We start from the raw sequence: 23,884 nt of genomic DNA on the forward strand, positions 1-23,884 counted from the left end.
AACCCCAAATGACACTCATTAAACTCGGCTATGTGGCCATGAGCATGAATCTTCAAAATGCGTCCCCTTCGCAGACGATGACGTTTAAGCAGTTTTCCGGGATCAAGGATCGGGAGGCGGCGGTGCTTAAGTTGGAGCGGATTGCGAGATCGAATCTGGAGAATTGTCTGCGTTTGTTGAAGCATAATGTGATGAATGATATCCGGTTTTTCCGTTTCAGTTCGAAGTTGATTCCTCTTGCGAATCATCCGGAGTTGAAGGGGTGGGATTATCTTTCGCCTTTACGGGATGAGCTTGAGGCAATAGGGGAGTACGTGGCGCGTCATCCGATGAGGGTGGGGTTTCATCCTGATCATTTTGTTCTGCTGAATTCGGGAGATGTGTATGTGTTGAAGAATTCCTTGAAGACGTTGAAGATGCATGAAGGGTTATTGAAGGGGATGGGAATCGATCCTGCCCACAGGTGTGTGCTTCATGTGGGCGGGGCGTATGATGATAAGGAGAAGGCGCTTGAGCAGTTCATCCATAATTGGGGTTTGACGCCGGTTGATCTTCAGCGGATGGTCATCCTGGAAAATGATGATACAGTGTTCAATGTGAGTGATGTTTTGTATTTGTGTGAGAAGCTGGCGATTCCGCTGGTGTTCGATTATCATCATCATCTTGCGAATCATGAGCGGGACTGGAAGCTGGATTGGGAAAGGGTGGCCGGGACGTGGAGCGGGTCGCCGTTGCCTGTGAAGATGCATATTTCGAGCCCCCGGTCGAAGGAGGACTATAGAGCCCATGCGGATTTTATCGATCCGGGTATGTTCCTTGATTTCCTTCATGGGATCAAGGGGTCTGTGGATGAGATTGATTGTATGATTGAAGCGAAGAAGAAGGATGATGCGCTGTTCCGACTGGTGGCGGATTTGGAGGGTGCGGATGGGATCGAGTGGGTCGATAAGGGTTCTTTTGTGCTGAAGTGAGAATGCGGTTGATTGAAACCATCTCTGTTCTAAATCGTATAGATATTGTAAGATTTAGTGAGAGAGATGAGGTGGATGATAATGATAGGTGAACCGGAGAAAAGAATTTCGCCGTTGGCTTTGAAGGTGTGGCGGATCTATGGGGTGTTTGAGTCACTCATAGTCGCTTTGCTTGCAGCAGGGGTCATCGTGCTTGCCTATTTGTTTGACTGGCCGGTATGGGCGACGATTGCATCGGCCGGCGTATTGATTGTATGTACATATTTGTTTGTGTTTTTCATTCCGACGATCAGGTGGAAGAGATGGCGGTATGAAGTGAGGGAGCAGGAGATCGAGCTCCAGAGGGGGATTTTCATCGTGAAGCGGACGCTTGTCCCGATGGTGCGGGTGCAGCATGTGGACACGGTGCAGGGGCCGATCCTGAAGCGGTACCGGTTATCGACGATCACGATTTCAACGGCTGCGACCGTTCATGAGATTCCTGCGCTGGATGTGGAGGAAGCGGAAGAATTGAGACATTCGATTTCCCGATTGGCGAGGGTGGCAGAAGATGATGTCTGAACCGAAACGCCTTCATCCGATTTCTGCAGTGGCAAGCTTCGTCAAGCAATTGAAAGAGATGGTCGTCCCGTTTGTATTCCTGTTTGTACTCAACAGGGGAGAGAAGAGCGGTTTCTTGGATTACCTGCCTTTATTGGTCATGGTGGCGGTTCCTGTGTTCGTTCTCGTTTCAGGGATCGTGAAATGGCTGCGCTTTTCCTACCGGCTGGAAGAAGGTGAGCTCAGGATCGAGTATGGATTATTCGTGAAAAAGAAAAGGTATATTCCCATTGAACGGATCCAGAGCCTGAATTTCTCCGAGGGTATTTTACACCGTCCCTTCGGATTGGTGAAAGTGAAGGTCGAAACGGCCGGATCTTCCAATCCCCGGGAGTCGGAAGCGGAACTGACTGCTGTTTCCAAAGAAGAAGCGGTGGAGTTGGAACGCTTGATTTACCGGGAGAAGAAAAATGCCTCAGCAGACAGGGCGGAGGAGCAGCCGGAAGTGGAGCGCTCCGCAAAAGCTTATTTCTCCCTGTCGGCAAAAGACCTCTGGGTATTGGCTGCCACTTCAGGTGGGATCGGGGTCATTTTGTCCGGTGTGATGCTCTTTGTTTCACAGTTTAACGAATTCATCCCCTATGAGGCGGTGTATGATGAGTTGGCGGTGTTTGTGAGGAGCGGTGTATTGATCGTGGCGGTGGCTGCGTTGGCAGGACTCCTTTTTACATGGCTTCTGTCGATACTATGGACGTTTGTCATTTATGGGGATTTTCAAATCAAGTTGGTGGACAGTCATATCGTCATGACGAGGGGCCTTCTTGAAAAGAAGCAGGTGACCGTTCCGTTGAACAGGGTCCAGGGGATACGGGTAGTGGAAAATCCCCTCAGGCAGCTGTTGGGTTATTGCACTGTCCACATTGAAAATGCAGGCGGATCCGTGTTGGAAAAAGACAGTACGAGCATCAAACTGCTGCCGATCGTGAGGAAGAAACGGGTGGCGGAATTGTTAAAGGGGATCTTCCCTGATTACGTTATCGAGGAGAATTACAAGAGGCTTCCCCGGCGTTCGTTAAGAAGATATGTATTCAGGCAGTCCGTCTCGGTGCTCGTCCTTTCAGGCGCTGCGTGCTACTTCTTCTGGCCTTATGGTTCCCTTGCCCTCCTTTTGACCGTCCCGTTCGGCATGTGGGGCTATATGCAGTACCGGACCGGCGGCTGGAGGATCGATGACGGGCAGTTATCCCTGCAGTATAGAGGGTTTTTGAAGCATACAATGTATATGAAGAAGAACCGTATTCAATCGATGGACGGAAATGAAAGCTGGTTTCAATCGAGGAAGGGGCTTGCGACGCTCACGACTACGGTCAAATCCGGAGAGACCGGTCATGCAAGCGGGCTCAAGGATTTAGAGAAAGAAGATCTGAGGCGCATTGCTTCCTGGTTCTCCCATCGCGCATGAAAAGAAAGGACCCGTTTTTTGCGACGGGTCCTTTCTTTTGGTTACTTTCGTCCTCCAATCATGCTGATCACAAATCCCCCGATCAATCCGAAGAGATGAGCGGTGATGTTGATGCCGGATTGCATAAATGTCATGATGACACCGATGACGACGATCGGAAGGATGACCTGCCGGCTTTCTTTCGTGATGAACGGGTGCTTCGTGACGATCATGGCGATATAGAAGCCGAACAATCCGAAGATGGCCCCGGACGCCCCGACGTGACTGTAGGTGAGGGGCTTGATCAGATAGGTGATGATATTGGCGAACACGCCGCTTGCAAGATAAAGTCCGAGGAATTTAGCCTTGCCGAGATGTTTTTCAAGTGGCGGCCCGAATAAGACGAGTGAGAACGAGTTGAACAGAAGATGGGCAAATCCCATATGGACAAAGATCGGCGTGATCAATCGCCACCATTCCCCGTCCCTGATGAAAAGGTTCACACCTGCGAGTTGCTCATACACCCACAGTTGGGGGAAGATAGGGAGTGCACTCACCCCGTACAAGATGATATGAATCAATACAATCAAGGAAATAATGGGATAGAATCGTATAAATTGTGAAAAGCTTTCAGTCCTGACAAACATAGTGTATCCTCCTGTGTAGGGTCGTTTCGGTTTTAGTCTCGTAAAAGGTTCTATTACTATAGTATAAGAAAACGTTGTGAACAGTCATTATAAAAATATGCAATAGAGGACAAGAGTAGAAGGAGATCAAGCATATGATAAAAGGAATCGGGCTGGATATCGTGGAAATTTCACGCATACAGCACATGCTAGAGCGTCAGCCGAAGTTCATGAAAAGGATTTTGACCGGGAAAGAAGAGGATGTCTTCTTTTCGTTGAGCAAACAGCGTCAGGTTGAGTATGTGGCTGGCCGCTTTGCGGCGAAGGAGGCATATGCGAAGGCGAACGGGACCGGCATTGGTACGGCTTTATCGTTCCAGGATATCGAGATCAGTAAAGATGAAAACGGAAAGCCGTTCTTCTCCAAGCCTGAGGGGGAAAGAGCCCACCTCTCCATCACCCACAGCCGGGAATATGCAGCGGCGCAGGTGATCATTGAAGCGTGAAATTATTTCATGCTTGCAATTTCCACTAGCATAAACCATGAGGTTGTCTCATATATTCAGTAGTGCAATAAGAGAGACAAGGTCTGTTGTTTATCCATCGCGATTCTTTGGCGAATGGCAGTTGGACAGAAAAGGGCGGGACATTCGATGAAGATCGTCCATTTTTAAGCAACGGGCCTTCCCCTCTCTACATTACGTTTATCCTGGGACAAAAGGGGTTGAATTCATGAAGAAAAAGCTAGTGGTGCTAGTGCTTACGATGCTGGCGGTGCTGATGCTCGCGGCTTGTGGCGAGAAGTCGAAAGAAGATGTGACCAAGGACCTGAAGGCAAAGGTAGAGGATATGAAGGGGTATAAGGCGGATGCGAAGATGACCCTGCAGGTAGGGGATGAACCACAGACGTACGATGTGGAAGTGTGGCATAATGACCCTAATTATTACCGGGTGGCATTGAAGAACGCTGCGAAAGATCAGAGTCAGATGATTCTGCGTAATGATGAGGGTGTGTTCGTCCTGACGCCGGCTTTGAACAAAAGCTTCCGTTTCCAGAGCGACTGGCCGGAAAACAGCAGTCAAGCCTATTTGTATGAGTCACTTGTGAAAGACGTAGTGGAAGATAAAGATGCGACCTTCAAAGAAACGAAGGACCATTATGTCTTTACGACGAAAACACGTTATCAGAACAGCCAGATGTTGCCTACCCAAGAGATTGCTTTCAATAAGAAAGATTTGATGCCGGTATCTGTCAATGTGATGGACTCGGATCAGAACCCGCTTGTGAAGGTGGAGTTCTCGAAGGTTGATATGAAAGCGGCATTCGACAAGAAAGATTTCGATATGAAGAAAAATATGACCGGTGCCCAGCTTGAGGTCCCTGTAACGGCAAGTGTGGAGGATGATGAATTCACGGTGCTGTATCCGATGTCTGAAATCACCGGCACTGAATTGATAGAAGAAAAAGAAGTGGCGACCGATACAGGCAAACGGGTCATCTTGACGTATGACGGGGAGAAGTCATTCACGATTGTTCAAGAGAAAACAACAGTCGTGCCGACGATGACTGTGTCCACTTCATTAAAAGGCGAATTGGTTGACCTTGGCTTCACGGTTGCTGCGATGACGAGCCAGTCCATCAGATGGACGAATAACGGAGTCGACTATATGCTTGCATCCAATGATCTGACGCCGGCAGAAATGGTGATGGTCGCCCAGTCAGTGCAAGGTTCCATGGTGAAATAAAGTCCAATCGGGGCGGGCCTGCCGGGTCTGCCTCTTTTTCTGCGAAAAAACCGAAGCCGGTGCGTTTCCCCTCACCAGCCCTCCAAAAAATTCTATCATCCCCAAAGAATGATTATATGAATAATCCGTGGTATTCTTGAATAGAATGACAATGTTTTGTGTAATGAAATGAGGAAGTGACTAAAGTGGATACCCAGACGCAATTTTTTCGTGATACATGGGCAGAAATCAACTTAGATGATTTATATGAAAATGTAAAAAATATTAAACAACATATTCCCGATGGAGTGAAAATGCTTGCTGTTGTGAAGGCGAATGCCTATGGACACGGTGATGTCCAGACAGCGCTCACGGCTCTTGCGGCAGGCGCACATGGATTGGCCGTTGCGTTCCTCGACGAGGCGATCTCTCTAAGGCGGGCATCAATCAAAGCCCCGATCCTTGTCCTGGGTGCGACCCGACCAAAGGATGTTGAAATCGCAGCTGAACTGGATATATCGCTCACGGTCTTCCGGGAGGATTGGCTCGTTGTTGCTGAAAAGCAGCTGTCAGAAGGGCAGACTTTGAATCTCCATATTAAGTGTGACACAGGTATGGGCCGGATCGGTGTCCGGGATGAAGATGAGCTGAAGCGGATTGAAAAAGTGATCCACGACCGTCCGTCGTTTCATCTTGAAGGGATCTTCACCCATTATGCGACCGCAGATGAACTGGATGATGAGTATCTGGAGGAGCAATTGAAGAGATTTGAAAGGATGCTTGCCAGTTTGGCTTCACCTCCTGAATATATCCATTCTTCCAACAGCGCGGCGACGCTCAGGAAGCCGGGTACCCTTTTCAATACTGTGCGGGTGGGGATCGCCATGTACGGGCTGACGCCATCACTTGAAATGAAGCCGGTACTGCCGTTTCCTTTGAAGCAGGTCTTTTCCCTCCATTCCCGTCTGATCCATACGAAGGAACTGTCGGCTGGAGAGAAGGTCAGTTACGGGGCCACATACAAAGCGGAGAAAGACGAGTGGATCGGGACGATACCAATCGGATATGCGGACGGCTGGCTCAGGAAGCTTCAAGGTCAGGACGTGTTGGTGAACGGCAAAAGATTTCCAATTGTTGGAAGGGTCTGTATGGATCAATCGATGATTCGCCTCCCTGGTTTCCTTGAGCCGGGGACACAGGTGACGCTGATCGGCAAGCAGGATGAAGACGTGATCACAATGGATGAAATCGCCGGAAAGCTTGATACAATCAACTATGAGATTCCCTGCATCATCTCGACGAGGGTGCCACGCATTTATATCCGCGACGGTGAGGCGATCGAAGTATCCAATAAGCTGTTATCGCCCGGGGGCAGTGGCTTTTAGGGAAATAACGGTGGAATGGATGAATAATTCGTATTTTAACTGGCGGATAATAGAAGGGATTGCTAAATTAACTTTTCATTCCCCGGATTTGATGGTATGATGGATATGTTAATGAACAGAAACGGTATGTAGTGATTGGTGGAGGTGTAGTTTGTGTCTGAATCCAGCGCAACAACAGAAATCTTAATTCGTCTACCGCAACAGCTCGTTACAGAATTAGACGGCTTTGCAGATCAAGAAAATGTGAATCGCAATGAGTTTATTTATCGTGCAACCAAAATGTATTTAAGAGAGCGTAAAAAGAGACAATTACGTGAGTCTATGAGACGCGGCTATATGGAAATGGCTAAGATTAATCTCGCGATCGCTTCTGAAGCGATTCAAGCAGAATATGAGGCAGAACATACAGTCGAACGCTTAGTAAGCGGAGGTTAATCCTTTGATTGTAAAGCGTGGTGACGTATATTTTGCAGACCTTTCTCCTGTTGTAGGTTCAGAACAAGGCGGAGTTCGGCCAGTGCTTGTTATTCAAAACGATATAGGGAATAGGTTCAGTCCCACTATTATTGTAGCTGCCATTACCGCACAAATTCAAAAAGCAAAACTGCCTACTCATGTTGAAATTGATGCAAAACGTTATGGCTTTGAACGTGATTCCGTTATCTTGCTAGAGCAGATTCGAACGATTGATAAACAACGTCTGACCGATAAAATCACACACTTGGATGATGAGATGATGGAGAAGGTGGATGATGCCCTGCAAATCAGTGTGGGTCTCATTCAATTCTAATCAATCATGCCCATTCGTGTGGAATGATGATCACGTCATGCAAAAGGGACATTTTAATACCTGCAAACCAGAAGGCTTGCTGATCAACCAATTGCTGATCATTGAGCCTTTTTGTTTTGCGTTTTTTCGTGATGGGCTGCCGGAAATGTAAATATAATCAATTTTATGACAAAAGACTGCAAACAATTTATAATGGGAAATGAGAGAGGGTGAATACCCGAAAAGGCATAGGCTTTTTCTTTTCCATATTTATTTGTTACTATTAGAGTAATTACGTCATTTTTTGTTGTAAACTACTTTAAGTTTGGATTACATCATTCGGCATAAATCCTGAATTTAAATTTCATATGATAGAATGGGGAGAACGAAATGTTTAGTGAAGTCACGGATTATATCCAGAATAATAAATCAGAGATCACTAGTATTTGGATGGAACGGATGAGAAACGAAGCAGATGAGAAATTCATCCAAGTCGTGTCTGATCAGGTTTTTACCAAGACAAGCCATGAGTTTGTCGAAATGATCACATCTAACTTAAGGGATTCCAATGAATTCAACAGCCGTCTCGAAGGTTTTGCAGAAAAGGTTGTCCGCTTGGGATGGCCCCTGACTTTTGTGACGTCTGCACTCAGTACGTTCGGGAAAGTCGTGTATGAAGGGATGATGAAAGACGGGATCATCACGGACAAGAACCATGCGGTACAGGTTCAAAAATTTGATAAATGGTTGACCCCGATGAATAAGAAAGTCATCAGTGCTTATACAGAATCGTGGGAGCGGACCGTTTCTTTGCAAAAGATCGCCCTGCAGGAATTATCTGCTCCGCTGATTCCGGTGTTCGAGAAGATATCGATCATGCCGCTTGTCGGGACGATTGATACCGAAAGAGCAAGGCTGATCATGGAAAATCTGTTGAACGGTGTCGTGAAGCACAGGGCGGAAGTCGTGTTGATCGATATTACCGGTGTGCCGGTTGTCGATACGATGGTTGCCCACCATATCATCCAGGCTGCTGAAGCCGTACGTCTGGTAGGTGCGAAGTGCATGCTGGTTGGAATCAGGCCTGAAATTGCCCAAACGATTGTCAACCTGGGAATAGATCTGAATCAGTTCAGCACAAACAGCACACTGAGAAAAGGAATCGAAAAGGCTCTTGAAATGACAAATCGAAAAATAGTTTCGGCGGAGGGATTAGAGTGAGAATACCAATTTTAAAATTGCATGATTGCCTGTTGATTTCCATCCAGTGGGAATTGGATGATCAAACAGCCCTTCAATTTCAAGAAGATCTTCTGCAAAAGATTCACGAAACAAGTGCAAGGGGAGTAGTCATCGATATTACTTCCATTGACTTTATAGACTCATTCATTGCCAAGGTCCTTGGGGACGTCATCAATATGTCGAGGTTGATGGGGGCGAAAGTTGTCATCACCGGCATTCAGCCAGCAGTGGCGATCACCTTGATCGAACTTGGCATCAGGTTGGAAGATGTTCTAACCGCTCTTGATCTTGAAAAGGGTCTTGAGAAATTACAATTGGAACTGGGGGACTAGGTATGGATAGCCAATCCTGCGTGAAGATCACGAATGAATGGGACATCGTTGCTGCCCGCCAGTTGGGAAGAAATGTAGCGAAAGAGCTCGGTTTCGGAACCGTGGATCAAGCTCGTATCACTACGGCTATCAGCGAATTAGCGAGGAACATCTATTTATATGCTGGCTATGGTCAGATCTGCATCGAAAAATTATTCGATTCCGGTAAAAAAGGCGTGAGGATCATCGCCTTAGACGAAGGTCCAGGAATCGCAGATATCAGAAAAGTGATGGAAGACGGTTATTCCACATCAGGCGGATTAGGAGCTGGTTTGCCTGGAGTTAAGCGTTTAATGGACGAGTTTAACGTCGAATCTGTACCGGGAGAAGGGACAGATATCAGGGCGACCAAGTGGCTCCGCTAGGGGGAGTTATATGAATTTCAGGGAATTAATGGATTCAAAATATAGAGAGATCATTGAACATTATTTAAACGAGCAGGATGAAAAAGCCCTTTACCTCGGGCAGAAGTTCAGTCGGAAATCGATTGAGCACCATGTGTCTCCAGAAGAAATCATCAGTCTCCATAAGAGTGTGATTCTCGAAATGGAACCTGACATACCACATCAAGTACTGCACTCATTCGATATCTTATTGGAAGTCATGATCGGCTATGGGTTCGCTTATCGTGAACATCAGAGCCTGCGGACGAAACAGCAAGAATTAAATAATGAAATCGATGTGGCATCGAATATGCAGCAGACGCTCCTCGGGACCGTCATCCCGAAGGTCGAGGAGTTGGATATCGGTGCCGTCAGCGTTCCTGCCAAGAAAATGAACGGGGATTATTATCACTTTGTACAGGATGAGGATGACACGTTGAGCGTAGCGATCGCCGATGTCATCGGCAAGGGTATACCTGCCGCCCTATGCATGTCCATGATCAAATACGCCATGGACAGCCTGCCGGATTATCGGAACGAACCGAATGCCGTACTAGAAAGCCTTAACAGGGTGGTGGAACAGAATGTGGACGCAAGCATGTTCATCACCATGTTCTACGGCGTATACAATTCGAAGGAACACCTGTTTTCATACTCATCAGCTGGGCATGAACCCGGCTTTTTCTATAGAGCATCCACGAATGAATATGAGGACCTTGACGCCAAGGGCCTGCTGTTGGGTGTCGATAAAAAGGCGAAGTACAGGCAATACGAAAGACGCGTGGAAGTCGGCGACATGATCATCCTCCTTTCGGATGGGGTAACCGAATGCCGTACGGAAGACGGTTTCATCGAGAGGGAGGATCTGGTGAAGCTGATCAGTCAATATACGCATCTGCCAACCCAGGAAATCGTCCAAAATGTTTACAAACAGCTCGAGAAGCTGCAACATTTTGAGCTCCGCGACGATTTTACCTTGATTATCATAAAGAGAAATTCGTAAAAAAAGTTTAGCTTTACCGCAAATAGGGTATATGAATAAGGACGTAATTATAAATGTAGCCAAAAAGGTGGTCTTTTTATGAACTTATCGATAGATATGAAAGAAAAAGAGAATGAGCTGCTTGTCAAAGTAGCCGGTGAAATTGATGCATATACAGCTCCAAAGTTAAAAGAAACGCTTCAACCATCTGCTGAAGCTGATAATAAAGATATTACGGTAGACCTATCCGAAGTTTCCTATATGGACAGTACTGGTTTAGGTGTATTCGTCGGTCTGTTTAAAACGGTTAAAGCCAGGGGTGGACAGCTCCATCTCGTCGGACTTTCCGATCGTTTACAAAGACTGTTTGATATTACAGGTTTAGGGGATATTATGAATATTAACTCCAAGGTAGAAGGTGGCGTGGAATGATGCAGGCATTTGATTACATCGAGATGAAGATCCCCGCTAAACCGGAATATGTCGGGGTCATTCGTTTGACACTTTCAGGTATTGCCAGTCGTATGGGCTTTGATTACGATGCAATTGAAGATTTGAAGATCGCTACAAGTGAAGCCATTACCAATGCGGTTCAGCACGCGTACAAAGACAATGATGGAGAAGTCGTTGTCGGGTTCGCGCTGTATGGAGACCGTCTTGAAGTGATGGTTGCAGATCACGGTGCAAGCTTTGATTTTAAAGAAATCCGCAGTGCGGTTGGTCCTTATCATGCAGATCATTCAGTTGAGTTCTTAAGAGAAGGTGGGTTAGGCCTTTACCTGATCGAAAGCCTCATGGATGATGTTAAAGTGCATCACAAGGAGGGAGTTACGGTCTTTATGACTAAATTCCTATCAGGGGAGCAGGTGGAGAGGGATGAAAAAACTATCTCAACCTAACCAGCAGGAACAAAAGGAAAAGGTTCTGCAGTGGATCAAGGACTATCAGGAAACACAGGATGACGATGCCCAAAGCCAGCTTATCCTTCATTATCAGAATCTCGTTGAATCCATCGCAAGGAAGTACTCTAAAGGAAGATCGTTTCATGAAGACATCATCCAGGTCGGGATGATCGGTCTGCTTGGTGCAATCAGAAGATACGATGAATCGTTCGGCAGATCTTTCGAGGCTTTTGCGATTCCAACGATCATCGGAGAAATCAAGCGTTTCTTAAGGGATAAAACGTGGAGTGTCCACGTGCCCCGCAGAATCAAAGAACTTGGTCCGAAGATCAAATCGACTGTTGAAGAGTTAACCAACCGGCTGGAACGTTCACCTCAGGTACATGAAATTGCAGAATACCTCGAAGTGAGTGAAGAAGAAGTGCTCGAAGCGATGGAGATGGGCCGGAGTTATCAGGCGTTATCTGTCGACCATTCAATCGAGGCCGATTCAGAGGGCAGTACGGTCACAATCCTCGATATCGTCGGAGATCAGGATGAAGGATATGAAAAGGTAAACCAGCGACTGGTTCTCGAGAAGGTCCTCCATGTTCTTTCCGACAGGGAAAAAGCAATCATCCAACACACTTACTTAGAAAATCTCAGCCAAAAAGAAGCCGGTGAAAAGCTCGGTATTTCACAAATGCACGTGTCCCGCCTGCAGCGGAGAGCGATCAAAAAGCTGAGGGAAGCCATACAGGAAGAGATGGATGATACGGAGAGTCATTATTGATGGCTTATCTTCAACAAAATGAAATCGAACTGTATGCAGAACAAGTATCGAAAAATGGCAATCCCTTTTGTGGAGATAGTTATTACTATACTTCTACCAGTGATTATTTCATCTGTGTTCTGGCTGATGGTTTAGGCAGCGGTGAATTCGCGTATGAGTCATCGCACGTGGTCGTCGAAATCGTGGAAAAGCATCACCATGAAGATGTGGACACACTCATGCAGCTCTGCAACGAAGCGCTTCAGAGAAAACGGGGCGCTGCGGTGGCGATCATTAAAGCGTATTATCATTCTAAAGAATTTGTATACAGCTGTGTCGGAAACATTCGTTTCTATATGTATGCGCCAGAAGGTAAAATGACTTACCCTCTACCGGTTACCGGATATCTCTCTGGAAGGCCCCAGCGCTACAAAACACAACGGTTCAGCTATGATGCCAACTCAAGGTTCCTCATTCACTCGGATGGACTCAATATTTCAGGAGTCAAGAATATCCTTCAAAAGTACCCAACGCTTCACGGGGCGCTGGGAGATATTCAATCCCTGGTGGATGGAACGGCTGACGATACAACATATATCATAGGAAACTTACTCTAATTGTCTTAGGGTAAGTTTTTTTATTTGAAACAACGTATCTGCCTATTCACGGAGGGCACCCTTAATTATGATAAAATATACAAGAAGCCTATTAATGGAGGTCATAAGAATGACGGCAACATTAACGAATCAGGAACCACTTTTGAACAAAGTGGCAAAAGAATTAAACCTGTCTATCAAAAATGTCAAAAATGTCATCTCGTTACTTGATGAAGGGAATACGGTTCCTTTCATCGCCCGTTACCGGAAAGAACAGACCGGTGCATTGGATGAAGTGCAAATTCGAAACATCATGGATCAATGGAATTACTTACAGAACCTTGAACAGCGGAAAGAAGAAGTCATCCGTTTAATTGAGGAACAAGGGAAACTAACGGAAGAACTCCGTGCCTCAATCATGAAAGCGGACAAGCTACAAAAGGTAGAAGATCTATATCGACCGTATAAGCAGAAAAGGCCCACCAAGGCGACTGTTGCCAAGGAAAAAGGACTCGAGCCGCTTGCCCAGTGGATCATGACTTTCCCGTCAAAGGGCAGCCTGATTGAAGAAGCTTCTTCATATATTTCTGAAGAAAACGAAGTCACAACGGCTGAAGAAGCGCTGACTGGTGCGAAAGACATCATCGCAGAGTATATTTCCGATGAAGCCCTGTACCGTGAATACATAAGAAGTTACACATTCAGAAAAGGCTTAATGGTTTCGAAAGTGAAAAAGGAAGAGGAAGATGAGAAGAACGTCTTCGAAATGTACTATGACTATCAGGAGCCGATCAATAAAGTCGTGCCTCATCGTATATTGGCCATGAACAGAGGGGAGAAGGAAGGCATCCTGAAGGTGAGCATCCAGCCGGATATGGAGGGGATTCTGCTTTACTTACAAAAGCAGGTGATCAAGCATGCCCATTCCATCACCGCCCCGGTCGTCAAAGAAGCCATCGAAGACAGTTATAAAAGACTGATCCAGCCGTCTGTTGAAAGGGAAATCCGAAATGAGTTAACGGAAAAAGCGGAAGATCAAGCCATCCATATCTTCTCTGAAAATTTAAGGAAGCTGTTGCTGCAGCCGCCGATGAAAGGGAAAATGGTGCTTGGTGTAGATCCGGCATTCAGGACTGGCTGTAAATTGGCTGTGATCGATGAAACCGGTAAAACGCTTGATATCAATGTCATCTATCCTCACCCGCCTAAATCCCAGCGGGCGAAGGCAGAGGACATCATCAAAGGGATCATGACGAAATACAATATAGAAGTCGTAGCGATCGGTAATGGGACAGCCTCAAGGGAAACCGAGCAGTTTGTTGTCGATGTCTTGAAGGATATGAATGATGACATCTTCTATATTATTGTCAACGAAGCGGGGGCAAGTGTCTATTCAGCGTCGGAGGTAGCGAGGGAAGAGTTTCCTGACCTTCAGGTAGAGGAAAGAAGTGCCGTCTCGATTGCGAGGCGTTTACAGGACCCACTGGCTGAACTGGTGAAAATAGACCCGAAATCGGTTGGTGTCGGACAATATCAGCATGACGTATCACAGAAGAAGCTGAATGATTCACTGACGTTCGTGGTGGAAACGGCAGTGAACCAGGTGGGGGTCAACGTGAATACGGCATCGTCTTCCTTGTTGCAGTATGTAGCGGGATTATCGAAGACAGTCGCGAACAATATTGTGAAGAAGAGAGAAGAAGAAGGAAAGTTCCAATCAAGGGCACAGCTGAAGAAAATACCGAGACTTGGGGCCAAAACGTACGAGCAGTGCATTGGCTTCTTAAGGATCATGGAAGGAAAAGAAGTGCTCGACCGTACAGCCATCCACCCGGATAACTATCAGGATGTAAAGCGTCTCCTTTCAAAAGTGGGGATGAGTGAGAAGGATATAGGGTCTGAAGAATTGAAGCATGCCCTGAGTCAATTGAATGTGGAAGATGTTTCAGGGGAATTGGAGATTGGTCAATTGACGTTGAAGGACATCATCGATGCATTGATCCGTCCTGGCCGGGATCCCCGGGATGAGTTCCCAAAACCGTTGCTCAAGAAAGATGTACTGAAACTTGAGGATCTAACCGAAGGAATGGAGCTGCAGGGAACCGTTCGCAACGTAGTGGACTTTGGTGCATTCATCGATATCGGGGTGAAGCAAGACGGACTTGTTCATATATCGAAACTGAAAAACGGTTACGTCAAGCACCCGTTGGATGTGGTATCGGTTGGTGACGTTGTTACCGTATGGGTGGACAGTGTAGATGCCCAAAAAGGAAGAGTCGGATTGACGATGGTTCAATAAATAATAAAGAGCTGACTTGGCGCAGGTTGCCTTGGTCGGCTCTTTTTAATGAGGGCTGCGGATTTGGCCGTGTAAAGCTGTGCGCAACCAATAAGGAAATCTATTGGGATCAAGCGCATTTTGTAGGAAGACCGGATGTGCCGGCCATTACGAACAATTCTTCTTTCTGTAAAAATACCAGCATTGGTTGAGCAGTTTGATCTGATAACGGTCTTTCTCAAGATAAGCCTTCCGCAATTGATTCACGAGCCATTTAGGCATGAGTAAACCTCCTTGTCACCCGGAAACCAGTCAAATTGAGTGAAGCGGCACTCCGCGGCGTAGTGTATCGTGTCTAAACAGTAAGGGTGATACTTAGTTTATGCTATAATAGGTTGTCATGTTCTAACGAAGAAAGAAGGATGATTATGACCAATGAAGAATTGCAGGTTTTAGTGGAAGAAATATCTGACCGATTCTTCCAACTGCCGTTCCAGCATAAAGCATATTTCAATCCCCGGTTAAGAACGACCGGAGGAAGGTATATGCTCGGAAGCCACAATATCGATATCAACCGGAAGTACCTGGTCGAGCATGGATTGGATGAGCTGATTGGGATCATCAAGCATGAGCTCGTTCATTATCATCTTCATCTTCAAGGGAAAGGGTACAAGCACGGGGACCAGGATTTCAAAGACCTGCTGAAAAAGGTGGGAGGTCCGAGATACTGCGCTTCACTGCCTGAAAGCACAAAGAGAAAGCGGATCCTTACCTATATATGTTCAAAGTGTCATCTGCAGTATGAAAGAAGAAGAAAGATCAATACTGGCAAATATGTGTGCGGACGCTGCAGGGGCAAGCTCTTGTTTAAGAAGGAAGAACTGATCGAATTTAGAGCATGAAGGATCCTGACCTGCAACAGCAGCCTTCAGTCTGAAAAAGTGACTGAAAGTGGTTGACAAGAAAGCGATGAGTCATTATAATCATAAGAGTCGATAAGACGAGTTAAGCGATGGAATACTTCACGTTCCGCAGTAGCTCAGTGGTAGAGCTATCGGCTGTTAACCGATCGGTCGCAAGTTCGAATCTTGCCTGCGGAGCCATTTTTATGGGGAAGTACTCAAGTGGCTGAAGAGGCGCCCCTGCTAAGGGTGTAGGTCGGGCAACCGGCGCGAGGGTTCAAATCCCTCCTTCTCCGCCATAAAATTTTTAGAACGTGGCCCGTTGGTCAAGCGGTTAAGACACCGCCCTTTCACGGCGGTAACACGGGTTCGAATCCCGTACGGGTCATACTTACTTCTTTATTGTCCTCCTGATCAACATTGTTGTTAAGACAGAGGCATGACCGGAGTACGTGTTTACATCAAAGATCATTTCTGGTCCGGTAGTTCAGTTGGTTAGAATGCCTGCCTGTCACGCAGGAGGTCGCGGGTTCGAGTCCCGTCCGGACCGCCAGATTTTTTTAAAAAAGTGATTGACTTATAAGAGTCGGACATGCTATTATATAAACCTCGTCACTTTTTGACAACTCATTGGGCTATAGCCAAGCGGTAAGGCATCGCACTTTGACTGCGACATGCGTTGGTTCGAATCCAGCTAGCCCAGCCATTTACGAGCCATTAGCTCAGTTGGTAGAGCATCTGACTTTTAATCAGAGGGTCGAAGGTTCGAGTCCTTCATGGCTCACCATTGATTTTGTTCAACAAAATCAATTCATATCATCTCCGCTTTGACGGAGGAAACACAGATCATGCGGGTGTGGCGGAATTGGCAGACGCACCAGACTTAGGATCTGGCGCCGCAAGGCGTGGGGGTTCAAGTCCCTTCACCCGCACTTTTAAAAAAGATTTAAAAAGTTATTGACATAAAACGTTATCCTCGATATAATATTGTTTGTCGCTTTAAAACGCGGTCGTGGCGGAATGGCAGACGCGCTAGGTTGAGGGCCTAGTGGGGGCGACCCCGTGGAGGTTCAAGTCCTCTCGGCCGCACCAAAAAGTTTCAAAGGAATATTGCGCCCGTAGCTCAATTGGATAGAGCGTTTGACTACGGATCAAAAGGTTAGGGGTTCGACTCCTCTCGGGCGCGCCATCTTGTTTCTACTAGCGAGTGTTACACGCAAGATCATACATATGCTTTTCTGACGGGAAGTAGCTCAGCTTGGTAGAGCACTTGGTTTGGGACCAAGGGGTCGCAGGTTCGAATCCTGTCTTCCCGACCATCACAATCTTATATGCGGGTGTAGTTTAGTGGTAAAACCTCAGCCTTCCAAGCTGATGATGAGGGTTCGATTCCCTTCACCCGCTCCAAACATTACCTTTAATTGAACCTTGAAAACTGAACAAAACAAGACAATACGTCAACGTTAATTCTAGATTTATTTTAAAGAGCTATTCAAACTTTTATCGGAGAGTTTGATCCTGGCTCAGGACGAACGCTGGCGGCGTGCCTAATACATGCAAGTCGAGCGGATTGATGGGAGCTTGCTCCCTGATATCAGCGGCGGACGGGTGAGTAACACGTGGGTAACCTGCCTGTAAGATCGGGATAACTCCGGGAAACCGGGGCTAATACCGGATAATTCATTCCCTCGCATGAGGGGGATGTTGAAAGGTGGCTTTTAGCTACCACTTACAGATGGACCCGCGGCGCATTAGCTAGTTGGTGAGGTAACGGCTCACCAAGGCGACGATGCGTAGCCGACCTGAGAGGGTGATCGGCCACACTGGGACTGAGACACGGCCCAGACTCCTACGGGAGGCAGCAGTAGGGAATCTTCCGCAATGGACGAAAGTCTGACGGAGCAACGCCGCGTGAGTGATGAAGGTTTTCGGATCGTAAAGCTCTGTTGTTAGGGAAGAACAAGTGCCGTTCAAATAGGGCGGCACCTTGACGGTACCTAACCAGAAAGCCACGGCTAACTACGTGCCAGCAGCCGCGGTAATACGTAGGTGGCAAGCGTTGTCCGGAATTATTGGGCGTAAAGCGCGCGCAGGTGGTTCCTTAAGTCTGATGTGAAAGCCCACGGCTCAACCGTGGAGGGTCATTGGAAACTGGGGAACTTGAGTGCAGAAGAGGAAAGTGGAATTCCAAGTGTAGCGGTGAAATGCGTAGATATTTGGAGGAACACCAGTGGCGAAGGCGACTTTCTGGTCTGTAACTGACACTGAGGCGCGAAAGCGTGGGGAGCAAACAGGATTAGATACCCTGGTAGTCCACGCCGTAAACGATGAGTGCTAAGTGTTAGGGGTTTCCGCCCCTTAGTGCTGCAGCTAACGCATTAAGCACTCCGCCTGGGGAGTACGGTCGCAAGACTGAAACTCAAAGGAATTGACGGGGGCCCGCACAAGCGGTGGAGCATGTGGTTTAATTCGAAGCAACGCGAAGAACCTTACCAGGTCTTGACATCCTCTGACAACCCTAGAGATAGGGCTTTCCCCTTCGGGGGACAGAGTGACAGGTGGTGCATGGTTGTCGTCAGCTCGTGTCGTGAGATGTTGGGTTAAGTCCCGCAACGAGCGCAACCCTTGATCTTAGTTGCCAGCATTCAGTTGGGCACTCTAGGATGACTGCCGGTGACAAACCGGAGGAAGGTGGGGATGACGTCAAATCATCATGCCCCCTTATGACCTGGGCTACACACGTGCTACAATGGACGGTACAAAGGGCTGCAAGACCGCGAGGTTTAGCCAATCCCATAAAACCGTTCTCAGTTCGGATTGCAGGCTGCAACTCGCCTGCATGAAGCTGGAATCGCTAGTAATCGCGGATCAGCATGCCGCGGTGAATACGTTCCGGGCCTTGTACACACCGCCCGTCACACCACGAGAGTTTGTAACACCCGAAGTCGGTGAGGTAACCTTTGGAGCCAGCCGCCTAAGGTGGGACAGATGATTGGGGTGAAGTCGTAACAAGGTAGCCGTATCGGAAGGTGCGGCTGGATCACCTCCTTTCTAAGGAAGATTTACTAAAACGTTTGACAGTCGAAGTTTTGTTCAGTTTTGATGGTTTAATTATCATCAAAACTTTTTGTCTCTTCTGAGACAGAAATTTGTTCTTTGAAAACTAGATAAAGATAAATTGATAGTCAAGAAAATTACCGAGTATCGCCATTTTAGGTTTTAAACCTTATGTAACAACCAATTCGGTTAAGTTATGAAGGGCGCACGGTGGATGCCTTGGCACTAGGAGCCGACGAAGGACGGGACTAACACCGATATGCTTTGGGGAGCTGTAAGTGAGCTTTGATCCAGAGATTTCCGAATGGGGGAACCCATTGTTCGTAATGGAACAATATCCATATTTGAATACATAGAGTATGGAAGGCAGACCCAGGGAACTGAAACATCTAAGTACCTGGAGGAAGAGAAAGCAATTGCGATTCCCTGAGTAGCGGCGAGCGAAACGGGATGTAGCCCAAACCAAGAGGCTTGCCTCTTGGGGTTGTAGGACACTCTATACGGAGTTACAAAGGAATGAAGTAGACGAAGAAGTCTGGAAAGGCTCGTCAAAGAAGGTAACAACCCTGTAGTTGAAACTTCATTCTCTCTTGAGTGGATCCTGAGTACGGCGGAACACGTGAAATTCCGTCGGAATCTGGGAGGACCATCTCCCAAGGCTAAATACTACCTAGTGACCGATAGTGAACCAGTACCGTGAGGGAAAGGTGAAAAGCACCCCGGAAGGGGGAGTGAAATAGAACCTGAAACCGTGTGCCTACAAGTAGTCAGAGCCCGTTAACGGGTGATGGCGTGCCTTTTGTAGAATGAACCGGCGAGTTACGATCCCATGCAAGGTTAAGTTGATAAGACGGAGCCGCAGCGAAAGCGAGTCTGAATAGGGCGAATTTTAGTATGTGGTCGTAGACCCGAAACCAGGTGATCTACCCATGTCCAGGATGAAGTTCAGGTAACACTGAATGGAGGTCCGAACCCACGCACGTTGAAAAGTGCGGGGATGAGGGTAGCGGAGAAATTCCAATCGAACTTGGAGATAGCTGGTTCTCTCCGAAATAGCTTTAGGGCTAGCCTCATGTGTAAGAGTCTTGGAGGTAGAGCACTGTTTGGACTAGGGGCCCTCATCGGGTTACCGAATTCAGACAAACTCCGAATGCCAAAGACTTATCCATGGGAGTCAGACTGCGAGTGATAAGATCCGTAGTCGAAAGGGAAACAGCCCAGACCACCAGCTAAGGTCCCAAAGTATACGTTAAGTGGAAAAGGATGTGGAGTTGCTTAGACAACCAGGATGTTGGCTTAGAAGCAGCCACCATTTAAAGAGTGCGTAATAGCTCACTGGTCGAGTGACTCTGCGCCGAAAATGTACCGGGGCTAAACGTATCACCGAAGCTGTGGATTGACACCTTTAGGTGTCAGTGGTAGGAGAGCGTTCTAAGGACTGCGAAGCTAGACCGTAAGGACTGGTGGAGTGCTTAGAAGTGAGAATGCCGGTATGAGTAGCGAAAGATGGGTGAGAATCCCATCCACCGAATGCCTAAGGTTTCCTGAGGAAGGCTCGTCCGCTCAGGGTTAGTCAGGACCTAAGTCGAGGCCGATAGGCGTAGACGATGGACAACAGGTTGATATTCCTGTACCACCTCTTTTCCGTTTGAGCAATGGGGGGACGCAGGAGGATAGGGTAAGCGCACTGCTGGATATGTGCGTCTAAGCAGTTAGGCTGATGATGAGGCAAATCCCGTCATCGTGAAGGCTGAGCTGTGATAGCGAGCGAATTATAGTAGCGAAGTTCCTGATTCCACACTGCCAAGAAAAGCCTCTAGCGAGGGAAAAAGGTGCCTGTACCGCAAACCGACACAGGTAGGCGAGGAGAGAATCCTAAGGTGAGCGAGAGAACTCTCGTTAAGGAACTCGGCAAAATGACCCCGTAACTTCGGGAGAAGGGGTGCTCTGGTAGGGTGCAAGCCCGAGAGAGCCGCAGTGAATAGGCCCAGGCGACTGTTTAGCAAAAACACAGGTCTCTGCGAAGCCGTAAGGCGAAGTATAGGGGCTGACGCCTGCCCGGTGCTGGAAGGTTAAGAGGAGTGCTTAGCGCAAGCGAAGGTGCGAATCGAAGCCCCAGTAAACGGCGGCCGTAACTATAACGGTCCTAAGGTAGCGAAATTCCTTGTCGGGTAAGTTCCGACCCGCACGAAAGGCGTAACGATCTGGGCACTGTCTCAACGAGAGACTCGGTGAAATTATAGTACCTGTGAAGATGCAGGTTACCCGCGACAGGACGGAAAGACCCCGTGGAGCTTTACTGTAGCCTGATATTGAATTTTGGTACAGCTTGTACAGGATAGGTAGGAGCCTTGGAAACCGGAGCGCCAGCTTCGGTGGAGGCATCGGTGGGATACTACCCTGGCTGTATTGAAATTCTAACCCGCGCCCCTTATCGGGGTGGGAGACAGTGTCAGGTGGAGCAGTTTGACTGGGGCGGTCGCCTCCTAAAGAGTAACGGAGGCGCCCAAAGGTTCCCCTCAGAATGGTTGGAAATCATTCGCAGAGTGTAAAGGCACAAGGGAGCTTGACTGCGAGACCTACAAGTCGAGCAGGGACGAAAGTCGGGCTTAGTGATCCGGTGGTTCCGCATGGAAGGGCCATCGCTCAACGGATAAAAGCTACCCCGGGGATAACAGGCTTATCTCCCCCAAGAGTCCACATCGACGGGGAGGTTTGGCACCTCGATGTCGGCTCATCGCATCCTGGGGCTGTAGTCGGTCCCAAGGGTTGGGCTGTTCGCCCATTAAAGCGGTACGCGAGCTGGGTTCAGAACGTCGTGAGACAGTTCGGTCCCTATCCGTCGTGGGCGCAGGAAATTTGAGAGGAGCTGTCCTTAGTACGAGAGGACCGGGATGGACGCACCGCTGGTGTACCAGTTGTCTTGCCAAAGGCATCGCTGGGTAGCTATGTGCGGAAGGGATAAGTGCTGAAAGCATCTAAGCATGAAGCCCCCTCGAGATGAGATTTCCCATCACGTAAGTGAGTAAGATCCCTAGAAGATGACTAGGTAGATAGGTCAGAGATGGAAGCATGGCGACATGTGGAGTTGACTGATACTAATCGATCGAGGACTTAACCACAAAGAGTCATATTTATATGAACAATCGGCTGATATTCGGCTTTCTTGACATCAATTCTTTATCTAGTTTTGAAGGAACAAACCTTCAATTTAATATTCGTCTGGTGATTATGGCGAAGAGGTCACACCCGTTCCCATGCCGAACACGGAAGTTAAGCTCTTCAGCGCCGATGGTAGTTGGGGGATCTCCCCCTGTGAGAGTAGGACGTCGCCAGGCGAAATATTTTTTTATGAAGTCACTATCTTTATACTTCAACATATAGTAGTATGGAGAGTGTGATACTTATATCGACGCGGGGTGGAGCAGTTCGGTAGCTCGTCGGGCTCATAACCCGAAGGTCGCAGGTTCAAATCCTGTCCCCGCAATACCATTTTTGACTCAGGATATCCTAATCCTAAATGAGTCACGCATGGATAGTTATTTTTGCTAGAGCAAAAAAACTCTGGTCCGGTAGTTCAGTTGGTTAGAATGCCTGCCTGTCACGCAGGAGGTCGCGGGTTCGAGTCCCGTCCGGACCGCCAGATTTGTTTATTCAAACGAAACGTTGTTTCGTTTTTTTTATTGTCTATTTATCATATCCTTTACTCACATACCCGAAAAGGGGTAAACTACATATATACATTCTCCCTTAGGGTAACAAACGATCCTAAGGGTTTTTTATACCTACAAGACGATTGAGGAGATAAACATGAATCAGTTTGAAATCATAACCGAGAGTCCAGATGAGACAGGTGTGTTTGCAGAGCGATTGGGATCACTCCTGAAGCCTGGGGCGGTGTTGACGTTAAAAGGTGACCTTGGGGCAGGAAAGACGACGTTTACCAAGGGTTTGGCGAAAGGTCTAGGCGTGACGAGGACTGTCAACAGCCCGACTTTCACGATTATTAAAGAATACCGGGGGCGTTTGCCTCTATACCATATGGATGTGTACCGGTTGGATGATTCCTTTGAAGATCTGGGATTTGATGAGTATTTTGAAGGTGAAGGTGTGACCGTTGTTGAGTGGGCTCACTTGATTCAAGATCAGTTACCGGAAGAGTTATTAAGCATATCGATTTACCGTGAAGGGGATTCAACGAGACGCATCGTGTTGAAGCCTGTGGGAGAGAGATATAGCGAATTGTGTAAGGAGATTGTGGCATGACGATTTTATCCATCGATACTTCCAATTATCCTTTAGGGGTGGCCCTTGTCGGAGAGGATAAGGTGATTGGCGAGTATATTACCTATATGAAGAAGAACCATTCTGTACGGGCGATGCCTGCGATTGAGCAGCTGCTGAAGGATTGTGAGATCAAGGCGACAGAACTGACGAAGATCGTCGTAGCCAACGGCCCAGGCTCCTACACCGGTGTGCGGATTGGTGTGACACTGGCAAAGACGCTTGCATGGTCACTGAACATCCCGCTCATCCCCGTGTCCAGTCTTGCGACGCTCGCTTCGTCGGGCCGATACTTTCCAGGCTATATCGTTCCATTGTTCGATGCGAGACGTGGACAGGTCTATACGGGACTGTATGAGTACCAGGGGGATCGACTGGCATGCGTTGAAGAGGATCGGAATATCCTGCTGGAAGACTGGGTGAGGAAGTTAAAGGATTACGATAAAGATATATTATTTGTGGGTAATGATGTAAGCATCCACGAGTCTGTGATTAAAGAAGTAATGGGAGACCAAGCTAAGCTTGCCCCGTTTGTCAGTCATAATCCCCGGCCTTCCGAGCTTGCCTATATCGGGAGCCAGATGGAAGAGATGTCTGCACACGACGTTCTTCCGAATTATATCCGGATGGCAGAAGCAGAAGTAAAATGGCTTGAATCCCAAAGAAAATCCTAAAGGAA

General features: G+C 47.6%; 22 protein-coding genes, 13 tRNA genes and 3 rRNA genes. 36 read left to right on the forward strand and 2 right to left on the reverse strand.

What is annotated here, in order from left to right; all coding sequences use genetic code 11:
* The first annotated feature begins 8 nt into the window (after positions 1–8).
* The 3 genes from uvsE (at position 9) to KH172YL63_RS01320 (ending at position 2,973) form a co-directional block, all read left to right on the forward strand.
* Positions 9–971: a UV DNA damage repair endonuclease UvsE gene (gene uvsE / locus KH172YL63_RS01310; RefSeq protein WP_173104436.1), complete on the forward strand. Its 963-nt coding sequence runs from the start codon at positions 9–11 to the stop codon at positions 969–971.
* An 81-nt stretch (positions 972–1,052) separates the two neighbouring features.
* A complete protein-coding gene (locus KH172YL63_RS01315; protein WP_173104437.1) occupies positions 1,053–1,532 on the forward strand; it encodes a PH domain-containing protein in 480 nt (159 codons plus the stop codon).
* Positions 1,525–2,973 carry a PH domain-containing protein gene (locus KH172YL63_RS01320; protein WP_173104438.1) on the forward strand — a complete coding sequence of 483 codons (1,449 nt, stop codon included), beginning with the start codon at positions 1,525–1,527 and terminating at the stop codon, positions 2,971–2,973. Before KH172YL63_RS01315 ends, KH172YL63_RS01320 begins: the two co-directional genes overlap by 8 nt.
* A 41-nt stretch (positions 2,974–3,014) precedes the next feature.
* On the opposite strand, the gene KH172YL63_RS01325 is transcribed toward KH172YL63_RS01320, so the two are convergent.
* Positions 3,015–3,599 (reverse strand): rhomboid family intramembrane serine protease, encoded by a 585-nt coding sequence (locus KH172YL63_RS01325; RefSeq protein WP_173104439.1) that lies wholly within the window; start codon positions 3,597–3,599, stop codon positions 3,015–3,017.
* Between the two features lie 134 nt (positions 3,600–3,733).
* On the opposite strand from KH172YL63_RS01325, the gene acpS reads away from it, so the two are divergent.
* The 14 genes from acpS to KH172YL63_RS01395 all read left to right on the forward strand — a co-directional run bounded on the left by acpS (position 3,734) and on the right by KH172YL63_RS01395 (position 14,983).
* Positions 3,734–4,084: a holo-ACP synthase gene (gene acpS, locus KH172YL63_RS01330; RefSeq protein ID WP_173104440.1), complete on the forward strand. Its 351-nt coding sequence runs from the start codon at positions 3,734–3,736 to the stop codon at positions 4,082–4,084.
* Positions 4,085–4,310: 226 nt separating this feature from the next.
* Positions 4,311–5,324, forward strand: coding sequence for a LolA family protein (locus KH172YL63_RS01335; protein WP_173104441.1), 1,014 nt, complete (start codon positions 4,311–4,313; stop codon positions 5,322–5,324).
* Between the two features lie 185 nt (positions 5,325–5,509).
* Positions 5,510–6,688, forward strand: coding sequence for an alanine racemase (gene alr / locus KH172YL63_RS01340; RefSeq protein ID WP_173104442.1), 1,179 nt, complete (start codon positions 5,510–5,512; stop codon positions 6,686–6,688).
* A 153-nt stretch (positions 6,689–6,841) separates the two neighbouring features.
* Positions 6,842–7,123, forward strand: coding sequence for a CopG family ribbon-helix-helix protein (locus KH172YL63_RS01345; RefSeq protein ID WP_032085355.1), 282 nt, complete (start codon positions 6,842–6,844; stop codon positions 7,121–7,123).
* Between the two features lie 4 nt (positions 7,124–7,127).
* On the forward strand, positions 7,128–7,478 hold the full coding sequence (gene ndoA / locus KH172YL63_RS01350; RefSeq protein WP_034763063.1) for a type II toxin-antitoxin system endoribonuclease NdoA: 351 nt from the start codon (positions 7,128–7,130) through the stop codon (positions 7,476–7,478).
* Between the two features lie 369 nt (positions 7,479–7,847).
* Complete coding sequence (locus KH172YL63_RS01355) at positions 7,848–8,678, forward strand: RsbT co-antagonist protein RsbRA (RefSeq protein WP_173104443.1); 831 nt, start codon at positions 7,848–7,850, stop codon at positions 8,676–8,678.
* Entirely contained in the window at positions 8,675–9,031 is a 357-nt protein-coding gene (locus KH172YL63_RS01360; RefSeq protein ID WP_034763058.1) for an STAS domain-containing protein, read from the forward strand. The genes KH172YL63_RS01355 and KH172YL63_RS01360 overlap by 4 nt, the downstream gene beginning before the upstream one ends.
* Positions 9,032–9,033: 2 nt before the next feature.
* Positions 9,034–9,435, forward strand: a complete 402-nt coding sequence (locus tag KH172YL63_RS01365; RefSeq protein ID WP_044340428.1) for an anti-sigma regulatory factor — start codon at positions 9,034–9,036, stop codon at positions 9,433–9,435.
* Positions 9,436–9,445: 10 nt separating this feature from the next.
* On the forward strand, positions 9,446–10,456 hold the full coding sequence (locus tag KH172YL63_RS01370) for a PP2C family protein-serine/threonine phosphatase (protein WP_173104444.1): 1,011 nt from the start codon (positions 9,446–9,448) through the stop codon (positions 10,454–10,456).
* Positions 10,457–10,534: 78 nt separating this feature from the next.
* Complete coding sequence (locus KH172YL63_RS01375) at positions 10,535–10,867, forward strand: anti-sigma factor antagonist (protein ID WP_173104445.1); 333 nt, start codon at positions 10,535–10,537, stop codon at positions 10,865–10,867.
* Positions 10,867–11,334: an anti-sigma B factor RsbW gene (gene rsbW, locus KH172YL63_RS01380; RefSeq protein ID WP_269475214.1), complete on the forward strand. Its 468-nt coding sequence runs from the start codon at positions 10,867–10,869 to the stop codon at positions 11,332–11,334. Before KH172YL63_RS01375 ends, rsbW begins: the two co-directional genes overlap by 1 nt.
* Positions 11,312–12,109, forward strand: a complete 798-nt coding sequence (sigB, locus tag KH172YL63_RS01385) for an RNA polymerase sigma factor SigB (protein ID WP_173104447.1) — start codon at positions 11,312–11,314, stop codon at positions 12,107–12,109. The genes rsbW and sigB overlap by 23 nt, the downstream gene beginning before the upstream one ends.
* Positions 12,109–12,705, forward strand: a complete 597-nt coding sequence (locus KH172YL63_RS01390; RefSeq protein WP_173104448.1) for a PP2C family serine/threonine-protein phosphatase — start codon at positions 12,109–12,111, stop codon at positions 12,703–12,705. The genes sigB and KH172YL63_RS01390 overlap by 1 nt, the downstream gene beginning before the upstream one ends.
* Positions 12,706–12,814: 109 nt before the next feature.
* Complete coding sequence (locus KH172YL63_RS01395) at positions 12,815–14,983, forward strand: Tex family protein (RefSeq protein WP_173104449.1); 2,169 nt, start codon at positions 12,815–12,817, stop codon at positions 14,981–14,983.
* A gap of 147 nt (positions 14,984–15,130) precedes the next feature.
* Here KH172YL63_RS01395 and cmpA read toward each other — a convergent pair whose 3' ends face one another.
* Positions 15,131–15,244, reverse strand: coding sequence for a cortex morphogenetic protein CmpA (gene cmpA / locus KH172YL63_RS01400; protein ID WP_173104450.1), 114 nt, complete (start codon positions 15,242–15,244; stop codon positions 15,131–15,133).
* A 146-nt stretch (positions 15,245–15,390) separates the two neighbouring features.
* On the opposite strand from cmpA, the gene KH172YL63_RS01405 reads away from it, so the two are divergent.
* The 19 genes from KH172YL63_RS01405 to tsaB all read left to right on the forward strand — a co-directional run bounded on the left by KH172YL63_RS01405 (position 15,391) and on the right by tsaB (position 23,879).
* Positions 15,391–15,864: a SprT family protein gene (locus tag KH172YL63_RS01405; protein WP_173104451.1), complete on the forward strand. Its 474-nt coding sequence runs from the start codon at positions 15,391–15,393 to the stop codon at positions 15,862–15,864.
* Between the two features lie 126 nt (positions 15,865–15,990).
* Positions 15,991–16,065: transfer RNA gene (locus tag KH172YL63_RS01410), tRNA-Asn, on the forward strand.
* Between the two features lie 7 nt (positions 16,066–16,072).
* A tRNA-Ser gene (locus tag KH172YL63_RS01415) sits at positions 16,073–16,163 on the forward strand.
* A gap of 17 nt (positions 16,164–16,180) precedes the next feature.
* Positions 16,181–16,252, forward strand: a tRNA-Glu gene (locus KH172YL63_RS01420).
* Positions 16,253–16,340: 88 nt separating this feature from the next.
* A tRNA-Asp gene (locus KH172YL63_RS01425) sits at positions 16,341–16,417 on the forward strand.
* A gap of 78 nt (positions 16,418–16,495) precedes the next feature.
* Positions 16,496–16,570: transfer RNA gene (locus KH172YL63_RS01430), tRNA-Gln, on the forward strand.
* Between the two features lie 5 nt (positions 16,571–16,575).
* Positions 16,576–16,651: transfer RNA gene (locus KH172YL63_RS01435), tRNA-Lys, on the forward strand.
* Between the two features lie 63 nt (positions 16,652–16,714).
* A tRNA-Leu gene (locus KH172YL63_RS01440) sits at positions 16,715–16,796 on the forward strand.
* A gap of 74 nt (positions 16,797–16,870) precedes the next feature.
* A tRNA-Leu gene (locus KH172YL63_RS01445) sits at positions 16,871–16,956 on the forward strand.
* A gap of 20 nt (positions 16,957–16,976) precedes the next feature.
* A tRNA-Arg gene (locus KH172YL63_RS01450) sits at positions 16,977–17,053 on the forward strand.
* A 53-nt stretch (positions 17,054–17,106) separates the two neighbouring features.
* Positions 17,107–17,183 (forward strand) — tRNA-Pro (locus KH172YL63_RS01455).
* A 14-nt stretch (positions 17,184–17,197) separates the two neighbouring features.
* Positions 17,198–17,271 (forward strand) — tRNA-Gly (locus tag KH172YL63_RS01460).
* Positions 17,272–17,364: 93 nt separating this feature from the next.
* A 16S ribosomal RNA gene (locus tag KH172YL63_RS01465) occupies positions 17,365–18,915 on the forward strand.
* Positions 18,916–19,108: 193 nt separating this feature from the next.
* Positions 19,109–22,043: ribosomal RNA gene (locus KH172YL63_RS01470) — 23S ribosomal RNA — on the forward strand.
* A gap of 99 nt (positions 22,044–22,142) precedes the next feature.
* Positions 22,143–22,259, forward strand: a 5S ribosomal RNA gene (gene rrf / locus KH172YL63_RS01475).
* Together the 16S, 23S and 5S rRNA genes with 13 tRNA genes alongside form the textbook arrangement of a ribosomal RNA operon.
* A gap of 75 nt (positions 22,260–22,334) precedes the next feature.
* Positions 22,335–22,408 (forward strand) — tRNA-Met (locus KH172YL63_RS01480).
* A gap of 79 nt (positions 22,409–22,487) precedes the next feature.
* Positions 22,488–22,564, forward strand: a tRNA-Asp gene (locus KH172YL63_RS01485).
* Between the two features lie 167 nt (positions 22,565–22,731).
* The gene (gene tsaE, locus KH172YL63_RS01490; protein ID WP_173104452.1) at positions 22,732–23,187 is read left to right on the forward strand and encodes a tRNA (adenosine(37)-N6)-threonylcarbamoyltransferase complex ATPase subunit type 1 TsaE; all 456 of its coding nucleotides are present in this window, start codon (positions 22,732–22,734) and stop codon (positions 23,185–23,187) included.
* Entirely contained in the window at positions 23,184–23,879 is a 696-nt protein-coding gene (gene tsaB / locus KH172YL63_RS01495) for a tRNA (adenosine(37)-N6)-threonylcarbamoyltransferase complex dimerization subunit type 1 TsaB (protein ID WP_173104453.1), read from the forward strand. Before tsaE ends, tsaB begins: the two co-directional genes overlap by 4 nt.
* Positions 23,880–23,884: the final 5 nt, after the last annotated feature.

The organism is Bacillus sp. KH172YL63, from assembly GCF_011398925.1.
Classification (GTDB): domain Bacteria; phylum Bacillota; class Bacilli; order Bacillales; family Bacillaceae_B; genus Rossellomorea.

Bases quoted from the DNA above. Each gene is read 5' to 3' on its own strand.
- KH172YL63_RS01325 (WP_173104439.1), bottom strand. From the start codon at position 3,599: ATGTTTGTCAGGACTGAAAGCTTTTCACAATTTATACGATTCTATCCC.
- KH172YL63_RS01320 (WP_173104438.1), top strand. From the start codon at position 1,525: ATGTCTGAACCGAAACGCCTTCATCCGATTTCTGCAGTGGCAAGCTTC.
- KH172YL63_RS01370 (WP_173104444.1), top strand. From the start codon at position 9,446: ATGAATTTCAGGGAATTAATGGATTCAAAATATAGAGAGATCATTGAA.
- KH172YL63_RS01375 (WP_173104445.1), top strand. From the start codon at position 10,535: ATGAACTTATCGATAGATATGAAAGAAAAAGAGAATGAGCTGCTTGTC.
- uvsE (WP_173104436.1), top strand. From the start codon at position 9: ATGACACTCATTAAACTCGGCTATGTGGCCATGAGCATGAATCTTCAA.
- KH172YL63_RS01335 (WP_173104441.1), top strand. From the start codon at position 4,311: ATGAAGAAAAAGCTAGTGGTGCTAGTGCTTACGATGCTGGCGGTGCTG.
- rsbW (WP_269475214.1), top strand. From the start codon at position 10,867: ATGCAGGCATTTGATTACATCGAGATGAAGATCCCCGCTAAACCGGAA.
- tsaB (WP_173104453.1), top strand. From the start codon at position 23,184: ATGACGATTTTATCCATCGATACTTCCAATTATCCTTTAGGGGTGGCC.
- KH172YL63_RS01405 (WP_173104451.1), top strand. From the start codon at position 15,391: ATGACCAATGAAGAATTGCAGGTTTTAGTGGAAGAAATATCTGACCGA.
- KH172YL63_RS01355 (WP_173104443.1), top strand. From the start codon at position 7,848: ATGTTTAGTGAAGTCACGGATTATATCCAGAATAATAAATCAGAGATC.
- tsaE (WP_173104452.1), top strand. From the start codon at position 22,732: ATGAATCAGTTTGAAATCATAACCGAGAGTCCAGATGAGACAGGTGTG.
- acpS (WP_173104440.1), top strand. From the start codon at position 3,734: ATGATAAAAGGAATCGGGCTGGATATCGTGGAAATTTCACGCATACAG.
- cmpA (WP_173104450.1), bottom strand. From the start codon at position 15,244: ATGCCTAAATGGCTCGTGAATCAATTGCGGAAGGCTTATCTTGAGAAA.
- KH172YL63_RS01390 (WP_173104448.1), top strand. From the start codon at position 12,109: ATGGCTTATCTTCAACAAAATGAAATCGAACTGTATGCAGAACAAGTA.
- KH172YL63_RS01365 (WP_044340428.1), top strand. From the start codon at position 9,034: ATGGATAGCCAATCCTGCGTGAAGATCACGAATGAATGGGACATCGTT.
- KH172YL63_RS01395 (WP_173104449.1), top strand. From the start codon at position 12,815: ATGACGGCAACATTAACGAATCAGGAACCACTTTTGAACAAAGTGGCA.
- KH172YL63_RS01315 (WP_173104437.1), top strand. From the start codon at position 1,053: ATGATAGGTGAACCGGAGAAAAGAATTTCGCCGTTGGCTTTGAAGGTG.
- sigB (WP_173104447.1), top strand. From the start codon at position 11,312: ATGAAAAAACTATCTCAACCTAACCAGCAGGAACAAAAGGAAAAGGTT.